The organism is Bacteroidota bacterium (genome assembly GCA_016213405.1).
Lineage (GTDB): Bacteria > Bacteroidota > Bacteroidia > Palsa-948 > Palsa-948 > Palsa-948.
In genome coordinates this window covers 21473-44466 of sequence record JACRAM010000091.1, presented here as the reverse complement: position 1 = coordinate 44466, position 22994 = coordinate 21473, and the positions used below count along the sequence as shown (strand labels likewise).

The following is a 22994-nucleotide window of genomic DNA, read 5'->3' as shown; positions in this document are numbered from 1 at the left end:
AACCTTAATTTTGAATTGCTGACATATTCCCAATATGCGTATCCAGCCCAATAAATTATATGAATGATAAGTATTACATAAGGGGATTTGATGGACTAAGATGCATTTCCATTCTGTTTGTATTAAATGAGCATCTCAAAGGTGGGAATTTTCTTAAAACCTTATTTGGCAATGATTTTGGAGGAAGGTTATTTAGTATTACTTCAGGAGGCATGGGCGTAGGTATTTTTTTTGTGTTAAGTGGATACTTAATCACTACTTTATTATTGAAAGAAAAAATCGAATTTGGGAAAATAAATTATAAAAAGTTTATTATTCGTAGATTCTTTAGATTATTTCCTGCTTTTTCATTTTACATGCTCATTACTTTTGTTGTTTTCATAATTGAAGGTAGAATAAGTAAACATTTTATTACGGGATGGTTGATTGCATTTTTTTATCTATATAATTTTGTACCCTATGGTAAATTGAGATTTGTAGAAATAGGTCATACATGGTCGTTGGCAGTTGAAGAACAATATTATTTAGTTTGGCCTTTGCTGATGCATTTTTTTAAGAAGAATTGGATTTTTATTTTAATATTATTTTCAATTGTATTTACCCAGATATTTAAATGGTGGTATGACACTCTTCCCATCTCTACCATTTACCAATCTTATCGGCTTACAATACCAGGAATTTATCCGATATTAATTGGCTGTTTGGTTGCTGTGATGTCATTATTTTCTAAGATTTATAAATCAAATATTTTACTTCCTGTCAGCGTTGCAATGTATTTTTCACCCTTGTTTCCTCTATATCAATACTTCCATTTTATTCCTTATTTTTCATATGTAATTTATTATTTGCCAATGATGGGCGTAGGAATTTTTATTTACTGGCTTGTCAATAATAATTCGCATGTTTTGATAAATATTTTTGAATTTTCTATTTTAAAGTTCATTGGAAAACTCTCTTACAGTATTTATTTATGGCAAGAAATCTTCCTGATGGGAGCTGTTCATGGAAAGGAATCGTGGATGCAGAAATTTCCACAAAATATTTTATGTACTTTTATAATGGCATCTTTTTCATATTTTGTTATTGAAAAGAGATTTTTGAAAATGAAAAATAAATATAGATTAGTGAAAAATCTACATGATTAATTTCTTAATGGATGAATTTTTATAAACTACATAATTCTTTTTTTAGTATTTTATCTGTATCCGAAATGCTCCTGACAAATTCAAAAAAACTTTACATAAAATAGTTCAATCATGGTAAATGAGTTTATTAAATTTTCAGCAGAAGGTTCTGTCGGGAAAATAATTCTGAACAAAACGGATACGCTGAACAGTTTCAACCGCGAGATGGCAAAGCAAATGCAAAACGCATTGGATGTGTGTGCGTCCGATAAAAACATCCGCGCGGTGTATATAACTGGAGAAGGGCGCGCCTTCTGCGCTGGTCAGGATTTGAGCGAAGCGATTTCTCCGGGAGCAAATATAGCCGAGATTGTCCGCGAAACTTACAATCCAATCATTCAGAAAATACGAAACATTGAAAAACCTGTTGTCTGTGCTGTGAATGGACCTGCTGTTGGAGCCGGAGCAAGCATTGCGCTTGCATGCGATGTGGTGATTGCGGCTGCATCGGCAAGTTTTACGCAGGCATTTTCTAAAATCGGTCTTATTCCCGACAGCGGAGGAACTTTTTTTCTTCCCCGCTTAATTGGATTCGGAAAAGCCTCGGCACTGATGATGCTGGGTGATAAAATTTCTGCTGCCGATGCGGAAAAAATGGGAATGATTTATAAAGTTGTTGATGATGCTGCGTTTCATGCGGACGCATTTGCCGTAGCTAAAACACTTTCTGAAATGCCTACGAAAGGAATCTGGCTTACCAAACGATTGCTGAATCAATCTATGTACAATACGCTTGACAAACAACTTGAAGCGGAAGGAACAGTGCAGGCGAGTGCCGCAAGCACGTATGATTTCAGCGAAGGAGTGAAAGCGTTTCTTGAAAAAAGGAAACCTGTTTTTAAAGGAGAATAAATTTTAGTACGAGTGCGAAATTTTTATCAGAACGATAATTGCTCCGAAAATCAGCAGTACGCTGATTAACACCACCCATACATTTTTATAAAACATTTTATTGATTCTGGCATCTGACCTGTATGCCCAAATCATTGTGATGATAAATGAAATCAGAAAAACAAGCGCGACTATTTTTTGTCCTTTTGAAAGCGGCATGTTGCAAAAATAAAAAACCCCGAAGAGTATTCGGGGTTTTCTGTTAGCTGTGATTATTAATAAATTATTTTCCTGGTTATTGTGCCTTCTTCGGTTATGATTTTTATGAAGTAAACAGAATTTGTTTTTGCAAGCGGCAACGTAATGTCATTTTGAGAAACAATCTCATTTGAGTTGAAAAGAGTTTGCCCTAAAAGATTGTATGCGGAAATGTTTGCTTTTGTTAGTTTATCGAAATAGAAAGAAATATTTACTCCCGCATCGTTCGGTGATATGCGAAAATCAGGAGAAGCTTTTTTTGCATCATCATAGCAACCGGAAGTAGTTTTTTTGCAGTGTAAAATAAATTTTCTTTCACTGTCGGCATCGCCATGTGAAGTGAAGTGATAAGTGTAATCTCCTTTTAGCGGAATAACAGTATTCATTCCGATTTCCTGAAGTGATAAGCAAGGGTATGCAGAAATGAGATTTACATTTTTGAAATCAATCATGTAATCGCCAGGAACGCTAACATTTGCAATGATGGTGATGTCCTGTGATTGTTTGTCTAAAGGAAAAGCTGAAACGGTTAATTTGTGATTGTCAGCAGACATTGGGGTTAAACTTGGAGATTTTTTCTCTCTGCTGGGTAAAAAGGTAACATCTCCGAAACCATCATGATATTCTGATGCGCCATCCATAAAGCAAATCATAGACTCGTGTGCATTGGGCATGAAGTCAGAATGAATTTTCATTCTCAGAATATTTACTTCAGGCATATGTTGTTGTTTCACTAATTCAAGCGCACTGGCAACTTTTCGATTTTCGTTAAATGTAAACGTAGAAGTTGCCGTCAGATTTTCAACCCAGAAGCCCTGATAAGCTGGAATTACTCCTGCTGAGGCAGCTAATTTTCCTGTACCGGTTCCGCTTGAGCCATTCCATATTGAATAGGTGCCGCTCACTTCATCATAAACCTGAAACCAATTCTGCACATTGGCATTATCACCATACATGGTTGTCCAGCTAACCGGTGACATATAAGGATTTCCTAACAAAGCAGTTTCTGCCGCAGCATCTCCAATTGTAATTATTTTTGAACCTACATTGGGTGTGCCTATTGTTCTGGTGGTTCCGGTAGGAACAAATGTGGTGGTGGTGGATGCAAGCCACATTTCAAATCCTCTTCCGACAGTAAGCGGTTCACTGCAACTGGTAACAGTTGCCCAGGAACCGGCACCTGTTACATCCCAGTAATAAACTGAATTCCATCCGCCTGATAATCCATCCGGACAACCAGCAGCAAGACTCATATATAATGTGCTGTCCCATGAACTGATATCTGCTCCGTTAATAGGAGAAGAAATATCCTGCCACCCGGTATCGCTTGAGGCAATGTAGCGTTCCAAAAACCATTTTGTTCCTGTAATGTTTCCTCCAGTGCAATCGCCAATTCTGCCGGTTGTGCCGGCAACTGATGTGACATTAATTTTAGAAGCGCCTGTTGCAAATGTTCCGGCAGTAACATTAATGGTTCCGGCAATGGTCATCGGCTGGGTGGTTGTTACTCCCGATGCGTTGCTCATGGTAATGCTTGCTCCTGAAGGGCAGGTAATGCTGCCGGTGCCTCCTGTTATTGACTGGGGGGCTGCTCCATTATATGTAAGGGTTGAACTCTCTGTAAAAACTCCTGAAGTAAGCGTATTTGTTCCGCTTACGGTTATTGGTCTGCTGCATGAAACACCTGAAGCATTATTGATGGTTAAATTGGCAAAACTGATGTTGGCAACAGTTCCGCTGATTGTTTGCGCTCCGCTGCTGCCATCAAAGGTGCAGGTTGCGGTGTTGGATGAAACGGTAGAGTTTTGTGTCCAATTACCTCCAATAGTCATATTCAATCCATTTACATTCAGACCTCCGGTGCTGCAAGTTAAATTTCCGTCAACATCTAAATTACTGCCCAGTTTTTTTGGAGCTCCTCCTGAAAGAACCAAGGTGTTAAAACGCCCTCCTAATGGTCTTTTTCCATCGGTAGATGTTACGGTGCAGGTTCCTGCAGTGGTGGTCATGGTCACTGTATTGGTGCTTGCGGTTGCATCCACTGTTCCACTTCCTGAAAGTGTGTTTCTGATAGAAAGAGTGGAACCTGCTGCGTTTATCCATTTGCCACTAGGTCCAACAACACTCAACGTATTATTTGAAAGAGTAACCTTTCCATTATTTGTTACAGTAACGGTATTAACAACAGTGATAGCATCAGTTTTTGAGATAGTTACATTTGCAGAAATAGTGGTGTTGGATTCTATTTGCCATCCACCGGAAGCGCCATAACTGCCCGCACCGCTTATTGTTTTTGGTGCATACGTTCTGAAATAAAGTGATTGAGCTCCACTGCTTGCAAAAGTTCCGCTATTGCTGAATGTGGTTCCATTTATTACAAAGGTTCCTGCCCTTGTTAGCTGACCGCCAAGGTTGATGGTAATATTTTTGCATTGTTGCGTTGAATTAGCCGGAGCTGTAACCGTATGCCCTGATAAAATAGTGATATCATCATCTGCATCCGGAACCCCATTGGCATCTGCTCCCGCTGTAAGTGTCCAGGTAGCAGCGGTGGTATAACTTCCGGTGGCTATTGATTGAAAAGTGCCCTGACTGTATGAGCAAATAAACAGAAAATTAATACAAGCAGTTAGGATGCCTGAGAGTAATAAGTTTTTCATAATGGTTTAATTGGTTTTTTGTCTGATACTCAATTTTTGTTCTAAAGGTTACATTTTGGCGGATAAACTTATTGACAGAGGGCTTTGGCAAAGATACTTTTTTCAGGGCTTACGCATCCCGACTTGTGGGGATAAAATCTGAATTTTTCAGTATAAAACCTATTTTTTTGCGTTTTTATGATACGCAGAGCCGTTTCACAGATACGCAGAGCCGTTTCACAGATACGCAGAGCCCTCTCACAGATACGCAGAGCCCTCTCACAAGTACGCAGACGCGTTTCATAGATACGCACACGCATTTTATAGATACGCACATGCGTTTCAAAATGAAAAAAACCCTTATGCGTATCTGTAAAACCGCTATGCCTCAAAAAAAAAACCTGCATACCATATTATTTTATACATTCACATCCCCATAAAATACTTACACATCACTCACTAATCAATCTACCATGGCTGAAAGCAACTTTGCAACAAAATTACAGGCGCTCAAGGATTTGAGAAACGCCTGCGCGCTGATGACAAAATATTCTCCCAAGCAGGAACTCATCCAAATCAAAGGAATGGACAAACGCATATCGGCATTGGATAAACTTGCGCTTGAAATGAACCCGCTTATCACCCTGCTCAAAGACCAGCGCGATGAGCGCGAACTGAAAGTGCACGGGCAAATAGAAGATGATGCCTTTGAAGGAATCATCCGCAGAAGCCGCCAGGTTGCTTTGTATGTGGATGGCATGGGCGAGCCCTTTGAATCAGAAGCCGCACAGATTAGAAAATTGGTGGAGAAAATGAAGCCGAGCAAAACACGCAGAAAACCTACCTCGCCCGAAGATAAAACCCGAAGCACATCGGAGCAAAGTTTTGCTTCCATCACCGCTCATGCCGATGAAATTTTATCCATCATAAAAGCCATGGATGCTGATTACGCTCCTGCCGATGAAACCATTTCACTGAAAAATTATGACGAACTGACTGCGAAGATAAAAGAGCTGACTAAAAATGTGAGTGAAACCGAAAAAAAACTCAAACCCAAAGAAAAAGAACGCGAAAAATTAACCAACCGCAAGAGCGATGGCATACGCAAAATAGTGAGCGAAACAAAAAAATATGTGCGCGGAAATTATGGCAGCAGTTCGGATGAATGGAATTCCATACGGCTCATCAAGGTGTGAGAAAGTGAGAAGGTAAGAAAGTAAGGAAGTAAGAAAGTGAGAATGAATTTTACTCTCTCACACTCTCACCTTCTTACACTCACACACACTCTCTTGCTTCTTCTTCGCCACAGAGAGTGAAACCGCCAAAGCGTTTTATTTTTATCTTTGTTAGAATTTTGAACGCACGCTATGGCTTCCAAAACCAACACCATTATTGATATTAATGATATTAAGAAGATTGCGCAAATCTTCATTGATAACCTGCTGATTATTATTTCTTTTCTTGCTATCTCCATCATTGCCGCCTATTTTTACTCCTATAAACTTCCTAAAATTTATGCCGCTAAAACCCAGCTGCTGTTAAAATCTCAGGAAACATATTCTTATCAGGAAGGGTTATATAATGGATTGGGGATGTACACCGGGTTTGAAAAAATGTCAAATGAAAGAAACGTGCTCACTTCAACCGATATTATAGCACAAACCATATCAAAATTAACCATGGATGTTTCTTACTTTATTGTAGGAAGAATTCAAACAAAGGAAGTGTATGCAGGCATGCCGTTTAAAGTTGAAGCTAAAATCTTTTCCGATAAATTTTACGAATTTCCCTTTACAATAAAAATGATTGATACGGAGAATTATGAAATTTCATATGATGAAAACGGAATCCAAACAGTCATAAAAAATAAATTTGGCGAGCCGTTAATCAAGAATGACTATTATTTATTAATCAAAAAATCAGCAGTAGTAACCAACACAAGCATTTCTTCTTTTCGTGAAATCACCTATCAGTTTGTTGTTCACGACAGCAATAATCTCATTTACACGTATAAAAACTCACTGGAAGTGGAAAACATTGAATGGACAGCCATACTCGAAGTTACATTGGAAAATGAAAGCCCTGAACGAGCCATTACTTTTCTTGACACCCTGTCAAAAGTGTACATTCAAAACTCGCTTAAAACAAAAGTCAGAGTTAATGAAAATACAATACGAGATATAGACAGGCAGTTAAGCCAGATAATATTTATACTTGATTCAATCGAGAATATGATGGAAGATTACAAAGAATCAAAATCAATTCTTAACCTTACCAAAGAAGAATCAACGTATTATGAAAACCTGACCAAATTTGAAATTTCAAAACGAGGATTGGAGATGCAACTGAAAACAATTGCGTATCTGAAAAACTATATCACTTCAAATATGAATAAGGAGCTGCTTCCTCCCGCCTTATACATTGAAGCCACTGATGCTTACCTGAATAAGGCAATTGCAGAGTTATATAATTATCAGGTGCAGATAAACAGTTCTTTGTTTACCACCACAGAAAAAAGCACCGGAGTAAAAGAACTGGAATATAAAATTGAATTGCTTCGAAATGATATTCTGAAATACCTTGTTAATTCCGAAAAAGCGGCAAATGAAAAAATTGAATCAGTTGATGGCGAAATTGCTTATTACGAAGGAATGCTCAAAGGAGTTCCGCGCAATCAACGCCAGATATTAAACATTGACCGAAAACTTCAGGTGAATGAAAAAATGTATTTATACCTGTTGGAAAAGAGGGCAGAGACAGTCATTGCGCGTTCAGGAATAATTTCAGAGACCTCTGTGATTGAATCGGCTCATTCTATAGGAATTGTAAAACCAGATTTGAAAAAGATATATTATTCTTTTATGAGCGCGGGACTTTTACTAGCATTGGTCATTGCATTAATCAGGTCGTTCTTCTTCGTGAAAATTGAAAGTGCCGATGAGTTAAGAGAGCGAACCACCCTTGCCGTATTAGGAGAGGTTTTTCATTCAAAAGAAACAAAGGGTTCGTATTTAGTTGTTGATGCACAGCCGAGGTCGTTCATTACAGAATCTTTCCGCTCCATCAGGACCAACCTTGAATATCTGGTGCCTGATGCAAAATGCAAAACGATTTTGATTACTTCCAACCGCCCTAATGTTGGAAAAACCTTTTGTTCGGTCAATCTTGGCGCTATTCTGGCAAAGGGTGGAAAAAAGGTTTTGCTGATAGAACTGGATTTACATAAACCAAAAATCCATTCTGCATTTAATCTTTCATCAGAATATGGCATGAGTACATTGTTAATCGGAAAACATCCTCCAACAGACGCCATTTTAAAATCATCAATAGAAAATCTCGATATTGTTCTGTCAGGTCCAACTCCACCCAATGCCTCGGAACTAATACTAAGCAGCCATCTTGCCTCTTTTATGGAGTACGCAAAAGCAAATTATAATTACGTTATTATTGATACCCCGCCCATGGGAATTATTTCGGATGCTTTGTTGGTTATGAAATATTCAAATATTAATTTATTCGTTCTCAACACCAAGCTTGGACCGGAAGAAGGATTGAAATACGCTCATCATGTTATTGAAAATCATAAGGCTGTTGGTTTCAGTTTTGTACTGAATAATGTGCGGCAAAGGTTTTCAAGGTATTATTACAAGAGGTATAAATATGTTTACGGTTACAGTGCTCCTCAAGAAAGTTAATTCTATTTTTTCTTAAAATGTTTATGGTGGAAAAAGACGAGTGGACTCATATAATAAAATCAAAAAGCAGTTGGTTAAATATTAAATTAAGTCAGTTATGGTCTTTTCGCGATTTAATTTTTTTATTCGTAAAGCGGGATTTTACCGCCACATATAAGCAAACAATCTTAGGTCCGCTGTGGCATTTTTTGCAGCCGATCATAAGCTCATTCATCTTTACATTTGCATTTTCTTTTATTGCAAAGATTTCTACTGAAAACATTCCCCCCGTGCTTTTTTATTTATCCGGTATTGTGCCATGGAGTTATTTTGCTGAATGCACTACCCGCACTTCAAATACATTTGTGCAAAATGCCGGCATATTCGGCAAAGTTTTTTTTCCAAGAATGGTTGTTCCTGTTTCCTCTGTGCTTTCAAATCTTATCCGTTTTTCAGTTCAATTTTGTCTCTTTCTGATTTTCTTTTTCGTTTATTACTTGAAAGGGAATGTTGCTATTCATCCTAATTATTTCATTCTGCTATTCCCCGTACTTATTATTACTATGGCATTTCTTGGACTGGGAATAGGCATGATTGTTTCTTCGCTTACTATACGTTACCGTGATTTATCAAATCTCGTTGGATTTGGAGTGCAACTGCTTTTGTATTTATCTCCTGTGATTTTTCCTGTCTCCATCTGGCCTGAAAAAATTCGTTGGATAATTTTTGCCAATCCCATGACATCAATCATCGAAATCTTTCGCTATGGTTTTTTGGGTATCGGTTCATTTAATCTTACTTCTTTATTATACAGCATGTGCGTGGCAGTTGTACTTCTTTTAACAGGAATCATTATTTTCAACAGGGTAGAAAAAAACTTTATTGATACTATTTAAATAATAATGATATTAGTAACTGTTTAAATTTTATTTTGAAATGTTTTTATGAAGAAAGATGGAACACAGATGACGCAGATTTTACAGATAAGCGCAGATAAAATCCGTGAAAATCAGTTTAACCAGCGTCATCAGCGTTCTATTTTAGAAATTTAAACAGTTACTTATATAGGATTTAAAAAACAAATGAATACAGTCATTAAAGTAGAAAACATTTCCAAACAATATAAGCTCGGAACAATTGGAGCTGAAACCATTATACAGGACGTGAACAGATGGTGGCACCGTGTTCGGGGGAAAGCAGATACTTTTGTAAAAATTGGTCAGAAAGATTTTTCAGGCAATAATATAAACAATGAATATTTATGGGCGTTGAAGGATATCAGTTTTGACGTAAAGCAGGGAGAGGTACTTGGCATCATTGGAAAAAACGGAGCGGGAAAATCTACACTTCTCAAAATTCTTTCCCAAATTACAACTCCCACAACCGGAAACATAAAAATAAAAGGAAGAATAGCCAGTTTGCTTGAAGTTGGTACAGGATTTCATCCTGAGCTTACAGGAAGAGAAAATATTTTTTTGAATGGAGCCATACTTGGAATGACTAAATCTGAGATCAAAAAAAAGTTTGACGAAATGGTGGATTTTTCCGGAGTTGAAAAATATATTGACACGCCTGTTAAAAGATATTCTTCCGGAATGTATGTTCGGCTGGCATTCGCTGTTGCGGCTCATCTGGAACCTGAAATATTAATACTTGACGAAGTGCTGTCTGTTGGAGATGCTGAATTTCAAAAAAAATGTCTTGGAAAAATGAAAGACGTAAGTGGCGCAGGAAGAACGGTGCTTTTTGTGAGCCATAATATGGCTGCTATTTCTTCTCTTTGCAACAGATTGTTTATTTTGGAAAATGGACAAGCCGGGTATTTGGGTGATGTGGGAAAAGGCATAGATCATTATCTGGATTATGGGGATCATTCAAAAGGATATGCAGATTTACAAGACAAGAAATCAGAGATGTGGAAAGAAAATAAAAATTTTTCAAGATTGTTAAGCATTGAAACACTTGATAAGAATAATAAAAGGCAAAGCGCATTCAAAATGGGAAGCACATTAAAAATAATGGTGAAGTTTGAAATGACAAATCATCAAAAGAACATTGAGCTGGGAATTTTTATAAAAGGTGTAAGGCAGGAAGTACTTGGCATGCTGTCGAGTGCATCGGAAGGGTTTAATGATTTCAGTACTGGCATTCAGGAGATTGAGGTGGAGATTCCGGCATTGCTCCTTCTTCCGTCTGAATATACAATCGGTGTATGGATTGTACATCACAGAGAAGTTGATTGTGCCTGCGAAAATGCAATCGTTATAGATGTTGTTTCCGATAACCTTACAGGACATTTCGTAGATTATGACAGGTTTCGCGGATATGGAAATTTTATCAGAAGCAAATGGAGTACACAACTAACTGAAGCATTATGAAATTAAAAGGGAAAAAAATTTTAGTAACTGGGGCAGATGGATTTATTGGCTCTCATCTAGTAGAAACTTTGGTAAACATGGGTGGTGAAGTCAATGCTTTATCATTTTACAATTCTTTTAATCATTGGGGATGGTTGGAAGATGTTAATTGTAAAAATAAAATCAAAATTATTTCGGGAGATATCAGAGACCCGCATTTCTGTAATAAAATTTCAAAAGATGTTGATGTGATTTTTAATCTTGCCGCACTGATAGCAATACCTTATTCTTATACCGCTCCAGATAGTTATATTGATACAAATGTAAAAGGAACATTAAATATTTGCCATGCCGCATTTGAAAATGGCTGCAAACGAGTGATTCATTGCTCAACCAGCGAAGTATATGGCTCGGCTCAATATGTCCCAATTGACGAAAAACATATTTTACAACCACAATCCCCCTATAGTGCCAGTAAAATTGGCGGAGACGCGATAGCAATAAGTTTTTATTATTCTTTTGGATTGCCACTGACTATTGCAAGACCATTTAACACATACGGTCCAAGACAATCAGCAAGGGCAATAATCCCAACCATCATTACACAAATCGCCAGAGGATTTAAAAAAATAAAGATAGGTGATGCATCCCCGACCAGAGATTTTAATTATGTTACAGATACATGCAACGGATTAATTGCATTGGCTGAATGCGAGAAATCAATAGGTGAAACTGTTAATATCGGGTCCAATACTGAAATATCTATTGGCGATATTTTTTCAATGATTAAGCAATTAATGAAAAGTGATGTTGAATTAGTTAGAGAAGAAAAAAGAATTCGTCCTGCCAAATCTGAAGTAAAGAGATTAAAATGCAATAATGCCAAAATGAAAAAACTCACCGGATACAATCAAAAAGTCACATTTAAAGATGGATTGAACAAAACAATCGAATGGTTTATTAAACCTAAAAATCTTTCTAAGTATAAAGCAGACATTTACAATGTATAAAGATACCGTTGACTATATAAGAAACATATTTCACACAAAGGAAACAATTTCTCTTCACGCACCATTATTTATTGGGAATGAAAAAAAATACGTTAATGATTGCATTGATTCCACTTTTGTATCCTCAGCAGGAAAGTATGTAAATGAGTTTGAAAAAAATATCGCCACCTATACAGGTTCAAAATATGCTATTGCTACCGTAAACGGAACTGCTGCCTTACACATTGCTTTGCTTCTTGCCGGAGTAAAAAAAGAAGATGAGGTAATTACTCAAGCTCTTTCATTTGTGGCTACATCCAATGCCATAAATTATACCGGAGCCAATCCTGTTTTTCTCGATGTTGACAAAAGCACACTAGGGCTATCTCCTGATAAGTTGAATTTTTTTTTAGAAAGAAACACAGAAATTAAAAAAGATGGCTGCTATAATATTAAATCAGGCAAACGGATTTCCGCATGTGTTCCCATGCATACCTTTGGATTTCCTTGCAGGATACAAGAAATAATTGATGTTTGTGCTAAATATAATATACCTGTAGTAGAAGATGCGGCTGAATCAATCGGGAGTAGTTATAAAGGCAAACATACCGGAACATTTGGTTTACTCGGAACATTAAGTTTTAACGGGAATAAAATTATTACCTGTGGCGGTGGTGGTGCAATAATTACTGATAATGAGGCATTGGCAAAACTGGCAAAACATATCACAACCACAGCCAAGCAGCCACATGCATGGGAATATATTCATGATATGATTGGTTATAATTACCGTATGCCAAACATTAACGCTGCATTAGCATGTGCTCAGTTGGAACAGTTGAATTTCTTTATTGAAAAAAAAAGAGAATTGGCTAAGAAGTACAAATTATTTTTTGAAAAAACGAACATTAAATTTATTACAGAGCCAGAAAATTGCAAAGCAAACTATTGGCTGAATTGTATTTGTTTGGAGAGCAGAAAGGAACGCGATGATTTTTTGAAGTATTCAAATGAAAACGGTGTGATGACCCGCCCTGTATGGAAACTTACGAACAAACTTACTATGTATCAAAGTTGTCAAACCGATTCTTTAGAAAACAGCCAATGGATTGAAGATAGAATTGTTAATTTGCCAAGTAGTATGATTTTATGAAGAGAAAAGATATAATATTAATTGGTGGAGGTGGGCATTGTTGTTCATGTATAGATGTTATTGAACAGGAAGGGAAATACAATATTGCCGGTATTGTTGATACTCAAAGTAAAATCGGAGAATCAGTATTAGGGCATAAAATAATTGCTGGCGATAAAGATTTGCCAAAATTAGTTAAGGAACATTCGATTTTTTTTATCACCATAGGGCAAATAGGAAAACCTGAAGCAAGAAAAAAAGTATTCCATGCTCTTAACGGTTTGGATGTTTTTTTGCCCACCATTATTTCTCCCATCGCTTACGTTTCGAAACATGCTAAGGTTGGCAGAGGAACTATTATAATGCATCATGCAATTATTAATGCTGGCGTATTAATCGGACATAATTGTATTATTAACACCAAAGCTCTTGTTGAGCACGATGCCATAGTTGGTGACTTTTGCCATATTTCAACAAATGCCACTATTAATGGCGGAGTAAAAGTAGAGAACGATACTTTTATTGGAAGTGGCGCTGTAACCAAAGAAAATGTGGTGATCAGAGAAGGTAGTTTTATAAAAGCTAACAGTATTGTAAAATAAGTTGAACCTCCTTTGAAGAAGCATAATACCTTGTTGGCGGGAGTAGTTTATAAAGGTGCAGAACCTTTTTTGCCTATGTATTTTGATTCAATAAAAAAACAATCAGATAAAAACTTTGATGTTTTAATTATTAATGATGGCTTGGGAGAAGAAAAACTAGATATTTATGAGGAAGATATTAATGTTTTATTGATTAAAGAAAAATGCACGTTTGCCCGGATAAGACAAAAAATTATTGAATACGCCTGTGAAAATCAGTATGCAAATTTAATTTTCTCTGATACAGATGATTTTTTTTCTGAACAAAGAATTGAATTGTCAATTAAATATCTGAAAAAATATGATTTTGTTTTGAATGAACTTCATCTGGTGGATGAAAACAACTTAGTAATTCAACCTTGCTTTTTATCCGGAATAATTACAGAAGATGAATTGAGTGATTATACAATATTGCTTGATAAAAACATTGCCGGCATGAGCAATACAGCAGTTAATGTGAATGCAATAAAGAAAATAATAATACCGAACGATGTTATAGCTGTTGACTGGTACTTATTTTCATGCATGCTCCTGAATAAATGCAAAGGAAAATTTATAACTCATTGCACAACCTTTTACAGGCAGCATGACGGTAATTTAGTAGGAATGAAAGGCGGCATGAACAATGATAAATTGATGTTTGGCATTGAGGTGAAAAAAAAACATTTTTCCCGCATGAAAGAATTTTGCATAGAGAATAAATATATTGATGCAGCCCTGATATATACAGTCAAACTTGATGAAATGATAGCTCTTGAAAAAAAAATATCTGAATCAGATTTTAAGCAGAAGTATATTAAAGCTGTCAATCAGAACTATGATAAGATATTCTCAGGGTGGTGGAGCGATATAATTAATATTAATGAATACCAAACCTATGCCAATTGATTTTTTTGAAAGGATAAAAAAAAATAAATCTCCCTATATTATTGCTGAGGTGGGTTCCAACCATAATGGCGATATGGATCTGGCAAGGAAGTTAGTAGATGCTGCAAAAAAATGCGGCTGTGATGCAGTGAAGTTTCAGTCGTGGACTCCCCAATCGCTTATAGCGCGGGAGGAGTATGAACGGAATACAAAATACACGGATTCACCCAAAAAACATTTCGGTTCTCTTAAAGAAATGGTTGAAAAATATTATCTCCGGGAAGAGCAGCATTTTGAATTAAAAAAATATTGTAGCAGCGTTTGTATAGATTTTTGTTCATCGCCCTTTTCTGAATTAGAAATTGATTTGCTTGTGAAGTTAGATGTACCGTTTATTAAAATTGCCTCTATGGATGTGAATAACCTTACACTCCTGAAATATGCTGCGAATACCAATAAACCCATCGTCTTATCTACAGGCATGGCGTCACTTGATGAAATAAAATCTGCTGTAAAAACTATAGAGTCGCAAGGGAACTATAAGATTATTTTATTGCATTGTATCTCTATTTATCCTCCGGAATTTGTGGATATAAATCTGAATAATATTTTAATGTTGCGTCAAACTTTTAATTATCCGGTTGGGTTTTCAGACCATACTATTGGCACATCCATACCGCTTGCTGCCACCACGCTTGGCAGTTGTATAATTGAAAAGCATTTTACTATTGATAAGGATTTGCCCGGATGGGATCATCAGATTTCTGCGGACCCGTTAGAAATGAAAACGATTGTAAATGAATCTAAGAACATTGTTAAAGCGCTCGGCATGTATGAGAGAGTCGTGTTAAAAGAAGAAGAAGAAAAAAAACTGAAATTCAGAAGAAGCATTGTTGCGAAACACAATTTGACAGCAGGACACATTATTACAACGAATGATCTGGTTTTTAAACGTCCCGGAACAGGCATTCCTCCCGATGAGATTAATAAGATAGTTGGAAAAAAAATAAAACGGAATATTAAGGAAGACGAATTAATTCATAGAAAAGATTTAGATATATGATTGCAATAATTCCAGCCAGAAGCGGTTCAAAAGGATTGCCGGGCAAGAATATAAAAAACCTTTGCGGCAAGCCTTTGATTGCATACACCATTGAAGCAGCGAAAGCGTCAGCAAGCATTGAGAAAGTGATTGTTTCAACAGATGATAAAGCAATTGCAGAGATAGCAATAAAATATGGAGCCGATGTTCCGTTTTTGCGTCCGTCATATCTTTCAACTGATAATTCTCCGGCTATAGATACTTATATATATACTGTTGAAAGGTTGAATAACGAATTTAACTTTAATATAAACGAATTTGCAGTATTGCAGCCAACATCCCCACTTAGAACTTCTATGGATATTGACAACGCTATTAAGCTTTTTTCTCAGAAGAATGCTGATTCAGTTATTTCATGCTGCCAAGCCGCACATCCTCCCTCTTGGGCAAAAAAAATAAATAAAGATGGCATATTGTCAAATTATTTTGAATCGGTTGCTGATAACAGAAACCGGCAGGAATCGGAAATGGCATTTATGCCCAATGGGGCAATCTATGTATTCAAATATAAATTATTGAAGCAAAAACAAACTTATTATTCTGATAAAACTTATGCATATATAATGCCCGCAGAAAGGTCGTTCGATATTGACAGTTATTTTGATTTTGAATTAGCAGAATTATATATTAAAAAGCAGAAGCATGGAACTGATTAAAAGTTTAAAAAAAATTAAAGAAATATATTCTAAAGGAGGGAATATGATTCAATACATGAACAAGATTACGAATGCTGATAATAATTCGCTTGAATCAATTCAGATAAGTTATGATTTTCAAGCTGGAAGTTACATTAAAAAATCTGCATCCTTGTCTGATTTTGAGAAGGATTATGCAAAAAAAATAGTTGAACTTTTTAATAAATATAATGATTACGGTTCTATACTGGAGGCGGGAGTTGGCGAAGCCACTACTTTATACAGAATACTTGAACAATTGAAAAAATCATCAGAAGCATATGGGTTCGATATTTCATGGTCGCGCATAAAGTATGCACTCAGCTATCTTGCAAGCAAAAATATTAATCACGTTAATCTGTTCATGGGTGACTTATTCAACATTCCCATGCAGGATAATTCTGTTGACTTGGTTTATACATGGCATTCTTTAGAACCCAACGGTGGAAGGGAAAAGGAAGCGCTTATGGAATTATATAGAATTACGGGAAAATATTTATTTGTTTTTGAACCCTCCTGCGAACTTGGAAATTCAGATACAAAAAAATATATTGATGAGCATGGCTATGTAAAAAATCTGTCTCAGATCGCCAGGGAACTTGGATATGAAATATTGGAACATAATATATTTATCGAAAAACATCCATTTACTTCTAATAATACAAGTGTGTTGATTATCAGGAAGAACAATACTGCTAAGCAAAAGACAAGTATTCCTTATGCTTGCCCTGTTACAAAAACGCCATTGGAATTAATCAGAAATAATTATTTTAGCAAGGATAGCATGCTTCTGTATCCTGTTATAGATGGAATACCATGCTTGATTCCGAATAATGCAATTATAGCTACTCATTATCTAGATACTATATAATTTATTCAACATGAAAAAAAACAGTTCAATTGAAAAATATAAAGTTTCATCTCTCCTTAATATACGAGATTCAATCAAGAGAATGGATGAAGGAGGTATTGGTTTCATGGTAGTGGTGGATGAATCGGATAAGGTAATTGGTGTGTTTACGGACGGTGATTTCCGAAAGGCAATTCTGAAGGGCATATCTTTAAATGATACGATTATAAAAATAACTAACAGAAATTATAAATATTTAGAACCCGGTTATAATAAAGAAGATGCCATAAACATTTTCAAAAATTCTGTTTCGCAGCAACTTCCTGTTATTCAAAATGGGAATCTATTAGATGTAATAATAAAAGCCAATCTGTTTTTCGATTCTGATAACAAAGTTGAACGTAAATTACTGAATGTGCCGGTAGTTATAATGGCAGGAGGTAAGGGAACGCGCCTCGAACCCTTTACCCATATCTTGCCAAAACCACTTATCCCTATTGGAGAAAAACCAATCCTTGAAATTATTATGAATGAATATTTAAAATATGGTATTAACCAGTTTTATCTTTCTGTCAACCACATGGCTAAAATGATTGAAGCATATTTTGAAGACAAATCCCATAAATATGAAATTAAATATATCAGGGAAGAACAACCTTTGGGAACAGCAGGCAGCCTTAAATATGTTGAAGGAAAATTTAATGCTCCCTTTTTTGTATCCAATTGCGATATCCTTATCAAGGACGATTATTCTAAGTTGTATGATTTTCATATTAATGGAGGATTTGTTATGACACTGGTGGCTTCCATGCAGCATCATGTTCTTCCCTATGGAGTTTGTGAAATAGAAGCTGGCGGAAAACTTACATCCATTATAGAAAAACCCGAGTATGATTTTCTTGTAAATACAGGCATGTATATTTTAAACCCTGAAGTGCTTACATTAATTCCAACCGGTAAATTATTCAACATGACAAATCTTATAAATATACTTCAAGAAAAAAAATACAGCATCGGTGTATATCCTGTTTCTGAGAAATCATATATAGATATCGGGCAATGGTCAGAATATAAAAAAACTTTAAAAACATTTTTAGAGTAATTGAGAAGAAAGCCAGCTACCAGCTTTGGAAAAGATTATTTCAAATAAAAATATCAGGGCAACCTCTTTAGATGAATTCTGGGGAAAAGAATATCCAGAATCAATTTATTTATGGGAAGGAGCGAAACATAATCTTCCCTTACAGGATATTATAAATCATCCAGTTCCTACCCTTCATGATCAGTTTTCTACTGGCGAGAAAATCAATGAAGCACACGACTATTGTAAAAAATTATATTACAAGTTTATCCCTCTTTTAACAAAAAAGCTAAATGAAATTCATTCAAAAGATTTTCCTGAATCTTTTTGGATTACTATTTTTGGTTATTGGCTTTTCAGGCATATTTGTATAACCTATGATAAATTTATAGCGCTTTCTCAAATAGATATTGATTCATCAAGTATCAATCTTTTGCATAAGAAATGTTTTTATATCCCGGATAATCATGTAGACTATCTTCATTATTTTGCCTATGATTTCGGAGTTCAGCAGTTAGTAAGCCACTATTATTATTTGTTTTCAAAAACCGATCATCCTGTAATTAAATCCAAATTCAAATTCCAATTAGGTGAATCAAAACCGGTAATATCTTTATTTGACCGGTTAAAAAAAACAATAAAAAATATATATTATACTCCGGTACAATCGCAATCCGGTTTCGACAATTCTCAAATAGCGCTTTGTGGATTATTTTATACTTCTGATGTAAAAAAAGAATTATATGAAAAATCAAATGGCAGGATAAAAAGTATTACTCCTGCATCCGTGAATACTGATGAAATCAAAATTGACTTTAAAAAACGAAAAAAACTTACTGCTATCAAATCAGAAAATAATTACGAAAAATATTTTTTTGAAACCCTTTTTTATTGTTTCCCAAAAAAACTATTAGAACAATTTATTCCTATTTATAAAATATTTCATGCTGATATTATAAAAAGCAGTTATAAATACATTGTTTCTGAAGATTGGATGAGTAATCTCAATACCTCTATTCATTCAGCTATAGCTCAAAAAGAAGGGAAGAAAATTATTTTAAATGAACATGCGGCATCTCAGATGTTGTTTGAGAAGAATATGATGTGGATGGAATTTCTTGCTGCAGATAAATATATAACAACCGGATGGAAAGTAGATGAAAGTAAATTTATTCAGGGAAGTCTTTTAAGCGTTAAAATAATTAAATACGAACAGCAATCACAAAAGAAAAATATTTTATTTATAAGTCACATCAGATTACCATATTTATTCAATTATACTGGGCATCATTTGGCTAATAGCACATATGTTACCGAATTAAAAATTGTCGAAGATTTTATTAATTTGCTTCCCGCACGTTTGAAAAATATTTTTCAACTCAGAGTAAGACGTTCTCCGTATTTTTGGGATACTGAAAAAGCCTGGCAGGTAAAAGAAAAAAAAATCGAACTGGACGAAGGTATGTTTTCAAAAAGTATTACTGAATCAAGGATTGTTATTATTGATCATCTTTCTACCGGCTTTGCTGAGATATTATTATCTGGTGTGCCTTGTTTAGTAATACATGAGAAGTCCTTGCATCCTATTTCAAAAAAGTATCAGGTAATTATTGATCGGCTTTATGATTGTAAGGTATTCCATGATTCTGCTCAATCTGCCATGTCTCACCTTAATTTAATATATGACAACGTATACGAATGGTGGAATAAACAAGAAATACAAGACCATCTTTTGAATTTAATTTCAGAAATGATATCTGATTCTTCAGATAAGACTACTAAATATTTACTTTCATATTTAGAGGAGTAATTTTGACTGAAAATGGCGAGTCCTAAAAATATTGTCTATAGTATTATAATAGGAGATCTTTTTCACTACGGGCATCTGAAGATGCTTGAGACTGCAAAAAAAAGCGGAGATTATCATATTTGCGGTGTAATTAGTGATGATGTAGTGAAAAAGTGGATTACTCCTTTAATATGTAATTATGAAGAAAGAAAAGAAGTAATAGATAAGATTAAATATGTAGATGAAACTATTTGTCAGGATTCGCTTGATCCGACAGAGAATCTGAAAAAACTTCATAGCAGGTTTCCATCTGCCAAAATATTACTGATACAAAATCATATTTTAGGAGGAAACAGTATCCTCGGCTTGGATTATATTAAAGAAATAAATGGCGAAGTTGTTTTTCATAATTTCTATTCTAATCTCTCTCGCGAACACATAAGAAATATTTTTTTAAAAGAAGCAGCGGGAAAGAACAACATAAAAAATATTTCTGTAAGTGACATTAAAATTGCCGATATAGATTTTTTCAAAAAACATTTTTCTACAAAAGCCAATACTATTCAAAGTTTAAAAAGAGTTTTGAAAAATGCAATTATTGAGAAAGAATTTGTTTTTACTGTTGGTCAATGGGGAAAAGATAAGGAACAAATAGTGAAGGAAATATCTGGTTTGTTTCTCAATCAGAAAATTGTCATCCGCAGTTCAAGCATGAACGAAGATTCTATTGACCAGTCAAACGCAGGACATTATGATAGTTTTTTAAATGTAGATGCCAATGATTATGGAGAGGTTACTTTGGCAGTAAATAAAGTTGTCAATAGCTATCAATCAGCAAAAAATATTTTTTCAGAAAACCAGGTGCTTGTTCAGAAGCAAACCGAAGATGTTGCAATAAGCGGAGTTGTTTTCACCAGAAATTTATGGACAAATACTCCGTACTATCTTATCAACTATGATGAAACAACTTCGAAGACAGATACGGTTACCTCAGGAATAGAAAGTTCGAAAATAGAAATATTAAATGATCTTCCTCTTGATGAAATCATCCCTAAATGGTACGGTCTTGTTTCTGCTATTAGGGAAATAGAACAGTTTTTTAAAGGTTTAACTTTAGATATAGAATTTGCGATTAAATCAAATGGCAATGTGGTTATTTTTCAGGTTAGACCTCTTGCTGCAAATTCAAAGTTTTATTCCTTTGATGATGATTCAATAAAACAAAAAATACGCTTGCTTCAGGAAGAATATAGAAACTTGGAAAATAATAATAATACTGAAATTCTATCCGAAGAAATTTTTCTCAGCGATATGGCATTCTGGAATCCTGCTGAATTAATTGGCGACAGGCCAAACTACCTTGATTACTCTTTGTTCAATCATTTGTTAATGAAATCCAACTGGAATCAGGCATTGTTGCCGCTTGGATATTCAAAAGTAAATGACGGTCTCATGGTTTTGGTTGGAAATAAACCGTATATAAATGTACACCATGCTTTTTTAACCCTTTTACCTGATGATATTCCATCAGCACTCAAGAAAAAATTATTGAACTTTTATAATAAAAAACTAAAAGGCAAACCGGAATTGCACGATAAAATAGAATTCAATATTGTGCATAGCTGTTATAGTTTTGATTTTGATAAGCAGTCTGAAGAGTTGATGAAAAATAATTTTACATCTGATGAAATTGCCTGCTTAAAACAATCTCTGATAGATTTTACAAATAATATTTTGCAAACATGGGGAAGTGTTGTTGAAAAAGATAATAAAGATATTGCTGAGTTAGAGATAAAATATACCGCTTTTAAAAAACGTTTAAGCAATAATTGCGAATGGAATGAAAAACTGGAGATCCTTTTTTTACTCATTGAAGATTGCAGAAAATATGGAACACTCCAGTTCTCAAGAGTGGCGCGTTTGGCTTTTATTTCCAATTCGCTTCTTAAAAGTTTAGTAAATACTGGGACTGTTTCCAGTAGCGAGTTAGATGATTTTATGAATTCAATCAACACGGTTGCCTCAGAAATGGATCGTGATTTTAACAGACTAAAGAATAAAAAATTTTCTTTAGAGACCTATATGGAAAAATATGGACATCTCAGGCCAGGAACCTTTGACATTAATAATTTTCCTTATAGCAAAAACGCATTTATTTTAAATTTAGATAAAGGCATTCTTGAAATTGAAAACACTAATATCACAGAAAGTGAAACAATCAAAATACAATCATTGATTCATAAAGCAATTGTTGATCAATGTAAAAAACATTCAATCAAAATAGACGTATCGCACACGCTCGATTTCATTACTCGGCCAATTGAATTAAGAGAGTTTTATAAATTTATATACACCAAAAATATAAGCATGGCAATTGAATTGCTTGCTGAAGTAGGAGATGAGTTGGGTTTCTCAAGGGAACAATTAGCTCAACTTGACTATTACAGTGTAGTGGGATGCAAAGATTTCTGCTCAAAGAATGAGGTGAAAAACACATGGAAGAATTTAATTGCCGGCAGAACAGAAGAAAAAAGAATAAATAATCAGGTATCTCTCCCTCCGATCCTTTTTTCAGAAAAAGATTTTGTTACAGTTCCATCATACATAACAAAACCAAATTTTATTACTGATGAAATCATAGAGGGTGAAGTTATTTTTTTGGAGAATACTGGAAAAGACATTGTGATAGAGAATAAAATTGTAGTAGTTGAAAAAGCTGATCCGGGTTACGATTGGATTTTTACAAAAAACATAAAAGCATTAATTACCAAATATGGTGGAGCGGCATCCCACATGGCAATACGCTGTGCGGAATTTCGGATACCGGCAGCAATCGGCTGCGGTGATTTAATTTTTTCGAAAGTATGTAAAGCCTCTCACGTTATCTTGGATTGTAATAATAAGGTGATTAAAACAATATAATCTT

At 35.1% G+C, this 22994-nt stretch carries 18 protein-coding genes; 16 read left to right on the top strand and 2 right to left on the bottom strand.

The features are described from left to right. Window positions 1-59: 59 nt before the first annotated feature. Window positions 60-1145: an acyltransferase gene (locus HY841_11320; protein ID MBI4931345.1), complete on the top strand. Its 1086-nt coding sequence runs from the start codon at window positions 60-62 to the stop codon at window positions 1143-1145. Between the two features lie 111 nt (window positions 1146-1256). Next, the gene (locus HY841_11315) at window positions 1257-2036 is read left to right on the top strand and encodes an enoyl-CoA hydratase/isomerase family protein (protein ID MBI4931344.1); all 780 of its coding nucleotides are present in this window, start codon (window positions 1257-1259) and stop codon (window positions 2034-2036) included. A gap of 3 nt (window positions 2037-2039) precedes the next feature. Here HY841_11315 and HY841_11310 read toward each other — a convergent pair whose 3' ends face one another. Together HY841_11310 and HY841_11305 are read right to left on the bottom strand one after the other, a co-directional pair. Next, window positions 2040-2234, bottom strand: a complete 195-nt coding sequence (locus tag HY841_11310) for a hypothetical protein (GenBank protein ID MBI4931343.1) — start codon at window positions 2232-2234, stop codon at window positions 2040-2042. A 56-nt stretch (window positions 2235-2290) separates the two neighbouring features. After that, window positions 2291-4933, bottom strand: coding sequence for a T9SS type A sorting domain-containing protein (locus HY841_11305; GenBank protein MBI4931342.1), 2643 nt, complete (start codon window positions 4931-4933; stop codon window positions 2291-2293). Between the two features lie 452 nt (window positions 4934-5385). Here HY841_11305 and HY841_11300 point away from each other — a divergent pair, with 452 nt between their 5' ends. The 14 genes from HY841_11300 (at window position 5386) to HY841_11235 (ending at window position 22990) form a co-directional block, all read left to right on the top strand. Beyond that, window positions 5386-6108, top strand: a complete 723-nt coding sequence (locus HY841_11300; protein ID MBI4931341.1) for a hypothetical protein — start codon at window positions 5386-5388, stop codon at window positions 6106-6108. A 171-nt stretch (window positions 6109-6279) separates the two neighbouring features. After that, window positions 6280-8607, top strand: coding sequence for a polysaccharide biosynthesis tyrosine autokinase (locus HY841_11295; GenBank protein ID MBI4931340.1), 2328 nt, complete (start codon window positions 6280-6282; stop codon window positions 8605-8607). Window positions 8608-8630: 23 nt separating this feature from the next. Beyond that, on the top strand, window positions 8631-9482 hold the full coding sequence (locus tag HY841_11290; protein ID MBI4931339.1) for an ABC transporter permease: 852 nt from the start codon (window positions 8631-8633) through the stop codon (window positions 9480-9482). Between the two features lie 186 nt (window positions 9483-9668). Then, entirely contained in the window at window positions 9669-10964 is a 1296-nt protein-coding gene (locus tag HY841_11285; protein ID MBI4931338.1) for an ABC transporter ATP-binding protein, read from the top strand. After that, entirely contained in the window at window positions 10961-11953 is a 993-nt protein-coding gene (locus HY841_11280) for an SDR family NAD(P)-dependent oxidoreductase (GenBank protein MBI4931337.1), read from the top strand. The genes HY841_11285 and HY841_11280 overlap by 4 nt, the downstream gene beginning before the upstream one ends. Next, window positions 11946-13085 carry a LegC family aminotransferase gene (locus HY841_11275; protein ID MBI4931336.1) on the top strand — a complete coding sequence of 380 codons (1140 nt, stop codon included), beginning with the start codon at window positions 11946-11948 and terminating at the stop codon, window positions 13083-13085. Before HY841_11280 ends, HY841_11275 begins: the two co-directional genes overlap by 8 nt. After that, window positions 13082-13666 (top strand): NeuD/PglB/VioB family sugar acetyltransferase, encoded by a 585-nt coding sequence (locus HY841_11270; GenBank protein ID MBI4931335.1) that lies wholly within the window; start codon window positions 13082-13084, stop codon window positions 13664-13666. Before HY841_11275 ends, HY841_11270 begins: the two co-directional genes overlap by 4 nt. A 12-nt stretch (window positions 13667-13678) precedes the next feature. After that, window positions 13679-14593, top strand: coding sequence for a hypothetical protein (locus tag HY841_11265; GenBank protein MBI4931334.1), 915 nt, complete (start codon window positions 13679-13681; stop codon window positions 14591-14593). Then, a complete protein-coding gene (locus HY841_11260; protein ID MBI4931333.1) occupies window positions 14583-15635 on the top strand; it encodes an N-acetylneuraminate synthase family protein in 1053 nt (350 codons plus the stop codon). The genes HY841_11265 and HY841_11260 overlap by 11 nt, the downstream gene beginning before the upstream one ends. Continuing rightward, window positions 15632-16330: an acylneuraminate cytidylyltransferase family protein gene (locus HY841_11255; protein MBI4931332.1), complete on the top strand. Its 699-nt coding sequence runs from the start codon at window positions 15632-15634 to the stop codon at window positions 16328-16330. Before HY841_11260 ends, HY841_11255 begins: the two co-directional genes overlap by 4 nt. Next, window positions 16317-17219: a methyltransferase domain-containing protein gene (locus HY841_11250; protein ID MBI4931331.1), complete on the top strand. Its 903-nt coding sequence runs from the start codon at window positions 16317-16319 to the stop codon at window positions 17217-17219. Before HY841_11255 ends, HY841_11250 begins: the two co-directional genes overlap by 14 nt. A gap of 10 nt (window positions 17220-17229) precedes the next feature. Next, window positions 17230-18300 (top strand): nucleotidyltransferase family protein, encoded by a 1071-nt coding sequence (locus tag HY841_11245; GenBank protein ID MBI4931330.1) that lies wholly within the window; start codon window positions 17230-17232, stop codon window positions 18298-18300. Window positions 18301-18325: 25 nt separating this feature from the next. Continuing rightward, on the top strand, window positions 18326-20089 hold the full coding sequence (locus HY841_11240) for a hypothetical protein (GenBank protein ID MBI4931329.1): 1764 nt from the start codon (window positions 18326-18328) through the stop codon (window positions 20087-20089). Between the two features lie 12 nt (window positions 20090-20101). Next, window positions 20102-22990, top strand: a complete 2889-nt coding sequence (locus HY841_11235) for an adenylyltransferase/cytidyltransferase family protein (GenBank protein MBI4931328.1) — start codon at window positions 20102-20104, stop codon at window positions 22988-22990. Window positions 22991-22994: the final 4 nt, after the last annotated feature.